Source organism: Paraburkholderia sp., from assembly GCF_050742655.1.
In the GTDB taxonomy this organism is placed as follows: Bacteria; Pseudomonadota; Gammaproteobacteria; order Burkholderiales; family Burkholderiaceae; genus Paraburkholderia.
Genome location: NZ_JBOIGG010000001.1, coordinates 444,932 through 457,095, shown reverse-complemented (window position 1 = coordinate 457,095; position 12,164 = coordinate 444,932). Strand labels below are relative to the sequence as shown.

Genomic DNA, 12,164 nt, shown 5'->3' with positions numbered 1-12,164 from the left:
CCCTCTAAACGGACGCGAGGGCCGACCCCTATGATGAAAGAGGCCCTGCGCGCCGGCGGCGTGGTTTTGGCATCGGTTCAAACAACGCGTGCCGGAGGCCTTCCCGGTGCCGCAGCGTGCGGCCCGCAGCATTGAAACGCAACATGCGAAAAACGATCCGGGATGCGCTGGCGAAGCGGGTGAGCTGCAGGAAAGAGGAGACAGGCAAATGGATTGGCACGGCCCCGGCAACACGCACGAGGTAACGAATCAGGTCCCGCCGCTCGCGGACTACAACCTGTTCGCCATCGACACAGCGCTCGCCGACGCACTCGAACGCGACGGCGCCGCCTGGCATCGCGAGGCGCTGCTGCGCGACGGTGCCGAACTCGGCTCGCCCGAGACCCTCGCGCTCGCGGCACTCGCCAATCGCCACTCGCCCGAACTCTTCACGCACAGCCCGCGCGGCGAGCGCATCGACTCACTCGAATTCCATCCCTCGTGGCATGCACTGCTCACGCTGCTGCGCCGCGAAGGACTACACGCGCTACCGTTCTCCGATCCGCAAAGCGGTGCGATGGCCGCGCGCTGCGCCGGCTACTTTCTGCATGCGCAGCTCGAATCCGGCTCGCTGTGTCCGCTGACGATGACGTTCGCCAGCATCCCCGTGCTGCAACGCGAACCCGCGCTGTTCGACACGCTACGCGACAAGCTCTACTCGCGTACGCACGATCCGCGCGACGTGCCGCTCACGCAGAAAACATCCGCGATGATCGGCATGGGCATGACGGAGAAACAAGGCGGCTCCGATGTGCGCAGCAACCGCACGCACGCACGTGCCGAGAACGGCGGCGGACGTGGCGCCGGCTATCGGCTCGTCGGGCACAAGTGGTTCTTTTCCGCGCCACAGTGCGATGCGCACCTGGTGCTCGCGCGCACCGACGATCACGAGGGCCTGTCGTGCTTCTTCGTGCCGCGCTTCGCACCGGACGGCAGCAAGAACGCCGTGCAGATACAGCGCCTGAAGGACAAGCTCGGCAACCGCTCGAACGCGAGCAGCGAAGTCGAATTTCTCGATGCGTGGGGCACGCTGATCGGCGAAGAAGGCCGCGGCGTGCCGACCATCATCGAGATGGCGAACTACACGCGACTCGACTGCGTGATCGGCAGTGCCGCGCTGATGCGCGCCGCGCTCGTGCAGGCCGTGCATCACGCGCGACATCGCAGCGCGTTCGGCCGGCATCTCGCGGATCAGCCGCTGATGCGCAACGTGCTCGCCGATCTCGCGCTCGAATCCGAAGCGGCGACGGTGCTGTTCATGCGTCTCGCGCGCGCGTTCGAGAACGCCACGAATGCGCCTGAAGAACGCGCGTGGCGCCGCATCGTCACGCCCGCCTCGAAGTACTGGGTCTGCAAGCGCACGCTCGAATTCGCCGGCGAAGCGATGGAGGTGTGGGGCGGCAACGGCTACGTCGAGGAAGGTCCGATGGCGCGGTTCTATCGCGAGGCGCCGGTCAACTCGATCTGGGAAGGCTCCGGCAACGTGATGTGCCTCGACGTGCTGCGCGCAATCGAACGCGAGCCCGACGCGGCGCAGGCGCTGCTCGCCGCATGGCGCGCGGACGCGCATGCGCATCCGGCGCTCGGCGCCGCGCTTGAACGGCTGCTCGCCGCGCTGACCGGCGCACCCGATACGCGCGAAGCTTCAGCACGACGCATCGCGCAGCAGCTCGTGCTGATCGCGCAGGCGACGCTGCTCGTAAAGCACGCGCCGTCGTATGTTGCCGATGCGTTTATCGCGACACGTCTCGCGGACGGCGCGGGCGACAGCGGTCGCGTGTACGGCACGCTGCCGGCAGCGTTCGATCACGCGGCAATTGTCGCGCGGGCGTTTCCGGCGTGATCTGGCGCACGCGCACCCATACACGCACCCATACACGCATCTATACGCAACACGGACGGGACATACACACCGCATCGCACTGCCACCGGCAAAACGCGGGGACACGCGTTAGCCGTCCACATTGGAGGAGGGAGGAAAACACATGAAAAACGATCTACCGGACACCGCCGCACTCGACGCGCTGCTGCGCGAACAACGTCACGCCTACCTGCGCGCGCCGTTTCCGTCGTGGGAAACGCGTGCGGGTCATCTGAAGGCACTACGCGCGATGCTGCTCGACAACCGCGACGCGCTCGCCGACGCGATGCACGCGGACTTCGGCAATCGCTCGAAAGCCGAGGTGCTGCTCGCCGAGTTCTTCGTCGCGAAAGAAGAGATCAACGCGGCGCTGCGGCACGGCAAACGCTGGATGCGTCCGCAGCGCCGCAGCACCAACAAGTGGTTGATGCCCGCGCAGGCGCGCGTGGTGCCGCAGCCGCTCGGCGTGGTCGGCATCATCGTGCCGTGGAACTACCCGGTGCTGCTCGCCGCGGGCCCGCTGATCAGCACGCTGACCGCCGGCAACCGCGCGATGATCAAGATGTCCGAACTCACGCCGCGCACGTCCGCGCTCTTTGAAGAACTGATCGGTCGGACCTTCGCCCGCGATCACGTCGCGGTGGTCAACGGCGATGCGCAGATCGCCGCCGCGTTCAGCGCGCTGCCGTTCGATCATCTGCTGTTCACCGGCTCGACCAAGGTCGGTCACGACGTGATGCGCGCCGCAGCCGACAACCTTACGCCGGTCACGCTCGAACTGGGCGGCAAGTCGCCAGCGATCATCGGTCCGCATGCGCGCTTCGACTACGCGGTCGACAGTCTGCTCGGCGGCAAGACGCTGAACGCGGGGCAGACCTGCATCGCGCCCGACTACGTGCTCGTGCCGCGCGGCCGCGAAGCGGCATTCATCGCGCGTGCGCAAGCGCGGATGGCGAAGCTGTACCCGGACTTCGCGCGCAATCCGGACTACACGTCAATCGTGTCGGACCGCCATTACGCACGGCTGCAGCGACTCGCCGATGAGGCCGCCGAAGCGGGCGCGCAGTTGCATCCGCTCACCGATGCGCCCGCCGATCCCACCGCGCGACGCTTTCCACCGGTCGCGGTAACCGGCGCGCCCGAGCACACGATGCTGATGCAGGAAGAGATCTTCGGGCCGCTGCTCCCGATCGTCCCGTACGACACGCTCGACGATGCGATCGCGTGGATCAATGCGCGCCCTCGTCCACTGTCGCTATATCTGTACGACGACGACCGCGCGACGATCGAGCGCGTCACGCGCGAGACGATCGCGGGCGGCATGGCGATCAACGAAACGCTGATGCACATCGCGTGCGAGAGTCTGCCGTTCGGCGGCGTCGGTGCGAGTGGGATGGGCGCGTATCACGGCTACGAAGGTTTCGCGGCGTTCTCGCAGATGAAACCCGTGCTCACGCAGGCGCGCTTCAATGCGCGCGGGTTGATCTCGCCGCCGTACGGCAAGCGGTTTCATGCGCTGCTGAAGGTGATGCTGCGGTTCTAGATCGCGGCGGGTTTCAGCGGCGCTATTTGCGGCGCTATTTGCGTCGATAAGGCACCGGCACAGGTATCTGCGGCGCATCATCGGATGCGCCGCTTTCCAGCCGATGCAGCCAGGCGAGCAGTTCCGCAATCGCCTGATACAGCTGCGGCGGAATCCGCGAATCGAGGTCGACCTGCATCAGCAGCGACACCATCTGCGGCGCCTCGTGCACATAGAGGCCCGCTTCCTTCGCGCGCTGCACGATCATCTCCGCGACGAGACCGTAGCCCTTCGCGACGACGCGCGGCGCCGCATCGCCGCTCTGCGCGTCGTAACTCAGCGCGGCCGCGCTCTTGCGACGGGTGCGGCTCATCGCATATCCCAGTCGAAATCGTCGACGAGCGGCACCGGCCGGTCCGACTGCGCCGCGGACGCAGCCCGCGCCGCTTCGTCGGCTGCGGAAGCGGAGCGCGCATACGCATTCGCGGCCGCCTGCGGCGTAACGCGCGGCGGTGCGTCGCGCGTTTCCAGCGAACCGCCCATCCCGTTCGATTCGGCTTCAGTGCCGTTCATCGCCGTCGCTCCGCCGCCGATCTCGCGAATCGACAGCGCCCCCAGATCGATGCCCACCGCCGCGAGCCGCTGACGGAACGACTCACCGTGCGCAGCAAGCCGCGTCGCGCCGCCCGGACTCGCCTGCACGCGAGCGAAGAGTTGCGTGCCGGTCAGCGTGAGTTCGGCATCGACGGTACCGAGCGTCGGTAGCGACAGCGTGAGGCGCGTGCGCCACGGTATGTCGTCGGACGATGCACTGTCCGACCCCTCGCGACCGCGTCCGTCGTCATCCTGTTCGATCGTCCAGTCGAGTCGGGCGCCGGGCCACGCCTCGCCGGTCCAGCGAAATTGTCCGGTCGCGAGCAGATCGAGCTGCTGACGCACGAGCGGGATCGTCGCCGCATGGATCGACGCGGCGATCGACTGCGCGGGATCGGCTTGTGATGCCTGGTCGGCGGCGGCCTGATGCGCGGCCCCGTGCGACGGTGTGGCGAGCGCGGCGGCGTCGGCGAGAAGGCGTAGCGACGCGGGCGGCAGATTCGCGCCGGCCTGCGAATGCGCGGCCGCGAGTCCCGGAGCGCCGGCCTGCGCGGCTTGAGCCGCAGTCTGCGCGGCGGTCTGTGCCGACGTCTGCATCGGCAACGGCGATGCGTTTTGTGGGGTGCCGGGGGGCGGGGTCTGCGGACTGCCTTGAGACCCGGACGGTAACGACGAAGGCAGCGGCACACCAGCACGCAGCAGCGCGGCGGCAACCGGCCACGCGGAAGCATCGGCATCGCCGGCCCAGTCGAGCGGCAGTTGCTGCGCCGCCGTCGCGAGCCGATTCTGCGGCTCACCCGCGAGCGATGCCGGCGAACGCTGACCGGCGAGCCACTGCACGAGATGCGCCTCGTAGAAGAGGCCACTGTCCGCGACCGTCTGTTCGAGCGCGGCGGCAAGCGCGGCCACTGGCCATTGCGCAGCAGCGGCGGACACCGCAGCCGATGCGTTGGCCTGCGTGACGGTCGAGGCCGAAGCATTCGGCAGCGAGCCCGTCGCAGCCGCATCGCTTGAAGCAGCAGAAGAAGAGGAAGCGCCGTCGAACAGCGGCAAAGGCACGCTGAGCCTGACGGCAGACGCCACAGGTATAGATGAAGACAAAGGCACCGGCGCGGTCGGCCACACTGGTGTCTGACCGACCACCGCGGGCGTCGCCTCACCGCCCGAGCGAACGATCGCATCGAGCGTCAGCGCAACCGCCGACAGCGCGGTCTGCGCGGACGCCTGCGGCCCGCCGCCAGGCAGCAGCGGCAATGGAACGGCTGGGGTATCGACGGTCAGCGCGGACGCGCCCGTCTGCGACGCGGTCGCGTCGCCGGCCGCATTGCCGGACAGCAGGCTGTCGACCCGGCTCGCGAGCAGCGAAGCGACGACCGTGTCGATCCCGTTCATCCCGAATTCCCTCGTCGCAAAAGTCGATGCACCGCGCGTCCATGCCGTGCCGCTGTGCCATGCCGCCGTGCACCACCCACCCGCCTAGCGCGTGCCGTACAGTTCCTTGAGCACGCGGACCGGCCGGCTGGGCGAAAAGAGCGCCGCCAGCTTCGCCATCGGTGGGCTGGCGAGATCGCGGATCGCGGCATCGTCCGCAAGAATCCGGCGGATCAGGTCGTACTTGCGCAGCCGCTCGGTATCGTTGAGACACACGTCGAGCTCGGCGTCCTTCAGCGCGTCGACCATATAGCGATACTCTTCCTCCAGATGCGCCAGTTCGGCCCACAGCGAACGTCGCGCGGCGGACAGCATGAGGTTCGAGAGTGCGGCAATCGCTTCGTAGCGGTCGAAATATTCTGTGTTGTTGTTCATCGGGCGTGTTCCGCAGACGGCTGTGCCGCCATGCGCGCGACTTCGGGTGCAATTCCCAGCCAGGCATCCTCGAGGGTGGCGAGCAGACCATCCACCTCGATCAGCATCGTCTCGCTCTGTTTCAGGTTCGCTTCGAGCAGACGTCGTGTCATATAGCTGTACAGCCCGTCGAGCCGCCGCGCGATCTCGCCGCCGGCCTCGACGTTCAGTGCCGGCTGCAATCCGCTCGCGACGATCTGGATCGCCTTGCCGACCGCCTCGCCGCGCGCCGCGACATTGCCCTGCTGCAGATGCAGCCGCGCCAGCGCGATCGCCTGCCGTGCGCCCTGATACAGCATCACGATCAGACGATGCGGACTCGCGCCCATCACCCCTGTTTCGACTCCGACGCGTGCGTACGCATTGGCTCCAGAGTGTCCTGGGGAAAACATTGGCGCTCCTCCTGTCGAGACCGTTCCGATTCGTCCGTGACCGCCTGCCTGACGCACTTTTGCGCGCGCTTGGACAGCCTGTATCCGGGTTATCGGATAGCCATCTCAAAAGCTTTAGGCCGATGTAAGCAGGGAATGAAATGAAAGTTGCAACTCGGAAGGAAAGCGGGGACGGACGGGCTCCGGCATGCACCGGACGGACGACCGCAGCCGTGCCGACGGCCTCGCCGGTGCGCGGACGCACCGGCGAGGGACGCCGGAAGCAGCGAAATGAAAGCGAACAGAACCGTCGAAAAACCCGGCGCTCAGACCTGCGTCTGCATGATCTCGTTGTACGCGGACACCAGCTTGTTGCGGACCTGCAGGCCGAACTGCATGCCGATGCCGGCCTTCTGCATGTCGACCATCACGTCGTTCAGCGACACGTTCGACGCGCCCAGCTCGAACGCCTGCGCTTCACCGCCCGCTTTCATCTGGTCGCCGCTGATCTTGTCGATCGACGCCTTCAGCAGCGCCCCAAAACCGCCGGCACTTCCCGCGGCGGACGAGCTATCCACGGCACTCGAGGCACTCGCGGCCGTGCCGCCGGCGGCCTCCGCCGCCATCGCCTGCATCTGCTGCAGTGCGGACGTAATCGGGTTCACGACAGTCATCTTCGCTCCAGAGGAAAAGGGAGTCCGGCGGCCGGCCGCCCGCCTCCGGACAGCCTTGCCGATCTGGAGAAAAGCATAGCAGTGGACTGTTTTCGACAGTCGTCAAAGTAGGGGGGAAACCCGGCTCTATTCGGGCGATCGGCTTGCGGCCCGCTGCGGATAATCCCCATCGTGAAAGTCTCTGTCCGAGCGCCCGCCACCCCTTGTGGGGCCGGCCGGCAGCCGGGAGACGCAAGGCACCCGGAGATACCCGACGCATGGATTCGTCAGCCAATTCGATAGTCAACGCCGACGCCCGTATGGGCCTCGCCGGCACGCAGCCAGGCGGCGGCACGTCCGGCGCGGCCGCGGCCCAGGTGGGCGGCGCCGACCTGGGCGGCCTGGGCGGCGGCTTCGCGCAGCGCATTCCGTCGCTCACGCAGATGCGCGGCAACCCGCGCGCACCGCTGATTTTCGCGGTCGCGCTGCTGGTCGCCGTGATCGCGGGCCTCGTGCTGTGGTCGCGCGCGCCGGACTACAAGGTGCTCTACAGCAACCTGTCGGACCGCGACGGCGGTGCGATCATCGCGGCGCTGCAGCAGGCGAACATCGCCTACAAATTCAGCGACGCCGGTGGCGCGATCCTCGTGCCGTCCGACCAGGTCCACGAAATGCGCCTGCGGCTCGCGGCGCAGGGGCTGCCGAAAAACGGCTCGGTCGGCTTCGAGTTGATGGACAACCAGAAATTCGGCATCAGCCAGTTCGCCGAGCAGGTCAACTACCAGCGCGCGCTCGAAGGCGAGCTGCAGCAGACAATCGAGTCGATCTCGTCGGTGCGCTCGGCGCGCGTGCATCTGGCGATCCCCAAGCCATCCGTATTCGTGCGCGACCGCGAACAGCCGTCCGCGTCGGTGATGGTGAACCTGTATCCGGGCCGCATCCTCGACGAAGGCCAGGTGGTCGCCATCTCGCACATGGTGGCGTCGGCGGTGCCCGACCTCCCCGTGCGAAACGTGACGATCGTCGACCAGGACGGCAACCTGCTCACGCAGCCGTCGTCCGGCACCGGTCTCGATGCGACGCAGCTGAAGTACGTGCAGCAGGTGGAGCGCAGCACGCAGCAGCGCATCGACGCGATCCTCGCGCCGCTCTTCGGTGCCGGCAACGCGCACTCACAGGTCAGCGCCGACATCGATTTCTCGAAGCTCGAACAGACCGCCGAAACCTACGCGCCGAACGGCGCGAGCGCGCCGGCCGCGATCCGCAGCCAGCAGACGAGCACCGCGACCGAACTGTCGCAGGGCGGCGCGTCGGGCGTGCCGGGCGCGCTGTCGAACCAGCCGCCGCAGCCCGCGTCCGCGCCGATCGTCGCCGCGAACGGCGCAAGCTCGCCGGCCGCGACGCCGGTCAGCGACCGCAAGGATTCGACGACCAACTACGAACTCGACAAGACGGTGCGCCACTTCGAACAGGGCGGCGGCGGTATCAAGCGGCTGTCGGTGGCGGTGGTGGTCAACTATCTGACGCAGGTCGACGCGAAGGGTCACGCGACGTCGCAGCCGCTGGCCGCCGACAAGCTCGCGCAGGTCGAGCAGCTCGTGAAGGATGCGATGGGCTACGACGCGAAGCGCGGCGACTCGGTGAACGTCGTCAACAGCGCGTTCATGACCGACGTCGATCCGGTCGTCAACGTGCCGTGGTGGCGCACGCCGGACATGATCGCGCTCGCGAAGCAGGTCGCCACCTACGCGGGCATCGGCGCGGTCGCGTTGTTCCTCTACTTCGCGCTGGTTCGCCCGGCGATGCGCCGCGCGTTCCCGCCGCCCGAGCAGGTCGCGTCGCTGCCCGCCCCCGACGAGCCGCTGCTGCTCGACGGCCTGCCGCAGACACAGAACGCCAGCGACGCGGACGACGGCAACAGCCTGCTCGCATTCGAAAACGAGAAGCACAAGTTCGAGCGGAACCTGGAATATGCGCGCACGATCGCGCGCCAGGATCCGAAGATCGTCGCAACCGTCGTCAAGAGCTGGGTGTCCGATGAAAGCTGAAGGCGTGACCAAAAGCGCGCTCCTGCTGATGTCGATCGGCGAGGAGGAAGCCGCGCAGGTGTTCAAGTTCCTCGCGCCGCGCGAGGTGCAAAAGATCGGCGTCGCGATGGCCGCGCTGAAGAACGTGACGCGCGAGCAGGTCGAGGAAGTGCTGCATGAGTTCGCGAAGGAAGCGGAACAGCACACTGCGCTGTCGCTCGATTCGAGCGACTACATCCGCAACGTGCTGACGAAGGCGCTCGGCGAAGACAAGGCCGGCGCGATCATCGACCGGATCCTGCAGGGCAGCGACACGAGCGGCATCGAAGGGTTGAAGTGGATGGACTCCGGCGCGGTCGCCGAGCTGATCAAGAACGAGCATCCGCAGATCATCGCGACGATCCTCGTGCACCTCGACCGCGACCAGGCGTCGGAGATCGCCGCCTATCTGTCCGAGCGGCTGCGCAACGACGTACTGCTGCGGATCGCGACGCTCGACGGCATCCAGCCGGCCGCGCTGCGCGAACTCGACGACGTGCTGACCGGCCTGCTGTCGGGCAGCGACAACCTGAAGCGCAGCCCGATGGGCGGCATCCGCACCGCGGCGGAAATTCTCAACTTCATGTCGAGCAACCACGAGGAAGCGGTGCTCGAGAACGTGCGCCAGTACGACGCCGAACTCGCGCAGAAGATCGTCGACCAGATGTTCGTGTTCGAGAACCTGCTCGACCTCGAGGATCGCGCGATCCAGCTGCTGCTGAAGGAAGTCGAGTCCGAAGCACTGATCATCTCGCTGAAGGGCGCGCCGGTCGCGCTGCGCCAGAAGTTCCTGTCGAACATGTCGCAGCGCGCGGCCGAACTGCTCGCCGAGGATCTCGATGCGCGCGGCCCGGTGCGCGTGTCGGAAGTCGAAACCCAGCAGCGGCGCATCCTGCAGGTCGTCCGGAACCTCGCGGAAAGCGGCCAGATCGTGATCGGCGGCAAGGCGGAAGATGCTTATGTCTGACCAGGATCCAGCGTCGGGGAAAATCGGTCACGGCGGTCTCTCGGCGTATCAGCGCTGGGAGATGGCGTCGTTCGATCCCGTTCCCCTGCCCGATCCCGCCGACGAGCACGCGTTCGAAGCCGAACTGCAACGGCTGCGCGAAACGGCCCATCAGCAGGGCGTCGCGTCCGGCCACGTCGCGGGTCAGGCGCTCGGCTATCAGGCCGGTTACGACCAGGGTCACACGCAGGGCTTCGAACAGGGTCTCGCCGAAGCGCAGGCGGAAGCGGCCAGCCTCGCGGCGCTCGCGCAGTCGTTCAAACGTGCGCTCGATGGCGCGCAGGCCGATGTGTCGGAAACTTTGGTCGCGCTCGCCCTCGATATCGCGCAGCAGGTCGTACGCCAGCACGTGCAGCACGATCCGGCCGCGCTGATCGCCGCCGCGCGCGAAGTGATGGCGTCCGAGCCGACGTTGTCGGGCGCGCCGCATCTCGTCGTCAGTCCGGCGGATCTGCCGGTCGTCGAGGCGTATCTGCTCGAAGAATTGCAGGCGCGCGGCTGGAGCGTGCGTACCGATCCGGCTGTCGAACGCGGCGGCTGCCGCGCGCAGGCCGCGACCGGTGAAGTGGACGCGGGCATCGGGACGCGCTGGGAGCGCGTCGCCGCCGCACTCGGCAAAGTGAGCACATGGTGAAGCCGACGCTCAAGGATATCCGCGCAAGCGACCTGACGCCGCTCGAACGCGAGCTGGCGCTGGCGTCGTTCGGCGCGCTCGAGCCGGCGGGCGTGGTCAACGCAGCGGACGCCGAGGTCGCCATCGCGGCACCTCACCCCGCCGTCTTGCCGAACGCTGCATCGCGCGGGTCCGCACAGCCCGAGACAATCGACAACCCGCACACCGCCGCGTGGCGTGCACGCCTCGAAGGGCTGCGCGCGCGCAATGCGATCGCGCGTCCGCTGCGTGCATGCGGACGCCTGACGCGCGCGGCCGGCCTCGTGCTCGAAGCGGTCGGGCTACGGCTGTCGGTTGGGTCCGAAGTGATGATCGAACTGCCGCTCGGCAGCGCGCTGCCGATGGCCGAAGCGGAAGTCGTCGGCTTCGCGGGCGACCGGCTGTTCCTGATGCCAACCACCGAAGTCGCGGGTCTGTTGCCTGGCGCGCGCGTCTATCCGCTCGAAAGCGCGCCGATCGCCGATCCGATGGCCGGCGCGAAGCGTCTGCCGGTCGGCTGGGAACTGCTCGGTCGCGTGGTCGATGCATCGGGGCGGCCGCTCGACGGACTCGGCGCGCTCGGGACGCAGGTCGATGCGCCGCTGTCCGCGCCGTCCATCAACCCGCTGAACCGCGAGCCGATCCACAAGGTACTCGACGTCGGCGTGCGCGCGATCAATGCGCTGCTGACCGTCGGACGCGGCCAGCGGATGGGCCTGTTCGCGGGCTCCGGTGTCGGCAAGTCGGTGCTGCTCGGCACGATGGCGCGCTACACGAGCGCCGAAGTGATCGTGATCGGACTGATCGGCGAACGCGGCCGCGAAGTGAAGGAATTCATTGAACAGATTCTCGGCGAGGACGGCCTTGCGCGCTCGGTTGTCGTCGCCGCGCCGGCCGACGTGTCGCCGCTGCTGCGGATGCAGGGCGCCGCGTACGCGACGTCGCTTGCCGAATACTTCCGCGACCAGGGCAAGCACGTGCTCCTGCTGATGGATTCGCTGACGCGTTACGCGATGGCGCAGCGCGAGATCGCGCTCGCAGTCGGCGAGCCGCCCGCGACCAAGGGTTACCCGCCGTCGGTGTTCGCGAAGCTGCCCGCGCTCGTCGAGCGCACCGGCAACGGACGCGCGGGCGCCGGCTCGATCACCGCGTTCTACACCGTGCTCACCGAAGGCGACGACCAGCAGGACCCGATCGCCGATTCCGCGCGCGCGATTCTCGACGGCCACATCGTGCTGTCGCGCACGCTCGCGGAGGCCGGCCACTACCCGGCGATCGACATCGAAGCGTCGATCAGCCGCGCGATGACCGCGCTGATCGACGACGCGCATCTCGAGAAAACACGGCTCTTCAAGCAGATGCTGTCGCGCTACCAGCGCAACCGCGACCTGATCAACGTCGGCGCGTATTCGAGCGGACGCGACGCGGTGCTCGACCGCGCGATCGCGCTGTATCCGCGGATCGAGGCGTTCCTGCAGCAAGGATTTCGCGAGTGCGCGGAATTCGGCGCGAGCGTCGAGATGCTCGATGCGCTCTTCAATCAAGGAGCCTGACG

Annotated in this window: 11 protein-coding genes; 6 read left to right on the top strand and 5 right to left on the bottom strand. The window is 67.5% G+C overall.

Translation table 11 applies throughout. The features are described 5' to 3' along the window. Window positions 1-208 precede the first annotated feature (208 nt). Together ACREXZ_RS02025 and ACREXZ_RS02020 are read left to right on the top strand one after the other, a co-directional pair. The gene (locus tag ACREXZ_RS02025) at window positions 209-1,882 is read left to right on the top strand and encodes an isovaleryl-CoA dehydrogenase (RefSeq protein ID WP_431762335.1); all 1,674 of its coding nucleotides are present in this window, start codon (window positions 209-211) and stop codon (window positions 1,880-1,882) included. 142 nt (window positions 1,883-2,024) lie between these two features. Further along, entirely contained in the window at window positions 2,025-3,443 is a 1,419-nt protein-coding gene (locus ACREXZ_RS02020) for a coniferyl aldehyde dehydrogenase (RefSeq protein WP_431762334.1), read from the top strand. A 34-nt stretch (window positions 3,444-3,477) separates the two neighbouring features. Here ACREXZ_RS02020 and ACREXZ_RS02015 read toward each other — a convergent pair whose 3' ends face one another. From ACREXZ_RS02015 to fliE, 5 genes are all read right to left on the bottom strand, one after another. Then, window positions 3,478-3,795, bottom strand: coding sequence for an EscU/YscU/HrcU family type III secretion system export apparatus switch protein (locus ACREXZ_RS02015; protein WP_431762333.1), 318 nt, complete (start codon window positions 3,793-3,795; stop codon window positions 3,478-3,480). Beyond that, the gene (locus ACREXZ_RS02010) at window positions 3,792-5,408 is read right to left on the bottom strand and encodes a flagellar hook-length control protein FliK (protein ID WP_431762332.1); all 1,617 of its coding nucleotides are present in this window, start codon (window positions 5,406-5,408) and stop codon (window positions 3,792-3,794) included. Before ACREXZ_RS02010 ends, ACREXZ_RS02015 begins: the two co-directional genes overlap by 4 nt. Window positions 5,409-5,492: 84 nt before the next feature. Further along, window positions 5,493-5,822 carry a flagellar protein FliT gene (locus tag ACREXZ_RS02005; protein ID WP_431762331.1) on the bottom strand — a complete coding sequence of 110 codons (330 nt, stop codon included), beginning with the start codon at window positions 5,820-5,822 and terminating at the stop codon, window positions 5,493-5,495. Next, window positions 5,819-6,253 carry a flagellar export chaperone FliS gene (gene fliS / locus ACREXZ_RS02000; protein WP_431762330.1) on the bottom strand — a complete coding sequence of 145 codons (435 nt, stop codon included), beginning with the start codon at window positions 6,251-6,253 and terminating at the stop codon, window positions 5,819-5,821. The genes ACREXZ_RS02005 and fliS overlap by 4 nt, the downstream gene beginning before the upstream one ends. A 305-nt stretch (window positions 6,254-6,558) precedes the next feature. Then, window positions 6,559-6,906: a flagellar hook-basal body complex protein FliE gene (gene fliE, locus ACREXZ_RS01995; RefSeq protein WP_431762329.1), complete on the bottom strand. Its 348-nt coding sequence runs from the start codon at window positions 6,904-6,906 to the stop codon at window positions 6,559-6,561. A gap of 257 nt (window positions 6,907-7,163) precedes the next feature. Here fliE and fliF point away from each other — a divergent pair, with 257 nt between their 5' ends. From fliF to fliI, 4 genes are read left to right on the top strand one after another with little or no spacing between them, the layout of a single operon-like run. Further along, window positions 7,164-8,933 (top strand): flagellar basal-body MS-ring/collar protein FliF, encoded by a 1,770-nt coding sequence (gene fliF / locus ACREXZ_RS01990; protein WP_431762328.1) that lies wholly within the window; start codon window positions 7,164-7,166, stop codon window positions 8,931-8,933. Beyond that, a complete protein-coding gene (gene fliG, locus ACREXZ_RS01985; protein ID WP_431762327.1) occupies window positions 8,923-9,918 on the top strand; it encodes a flagellar motor switch protein FliG in 996 nt (331 codons plus the stop codon). Before fliF ends, fliG begins: the two co-directional genes overlap by 11 nt. Next, window positions 9,905-10,591 (top strand): flagellar assembly protein FliH, encoded by a 687-nt coding sequence (gene fliH / locus ACREXZ_RS01980; protein WP_431762326.1) that lies wholly within the window; start codon window positions 9,905-9,907, stop codon window positions 10,589-10,591. Before fliG ends, fliH begins: the two co-directional genes overlap by 14 nt. Next, entirely contained in the window at window positions 10,585-12,162 is a 1,578-nt protein-coding gene (fliI, locus tag ACREXZ_RS01975) for a flagellar protein export ATPase FliI (RefSeq protein WP_431762325.1), read from the top strand. Before fliH ends, fliI begins: the two co-directional genes overlap by 7 nt. Window positions 12,163-12,164: the final 2 nt, after the last annotated feature.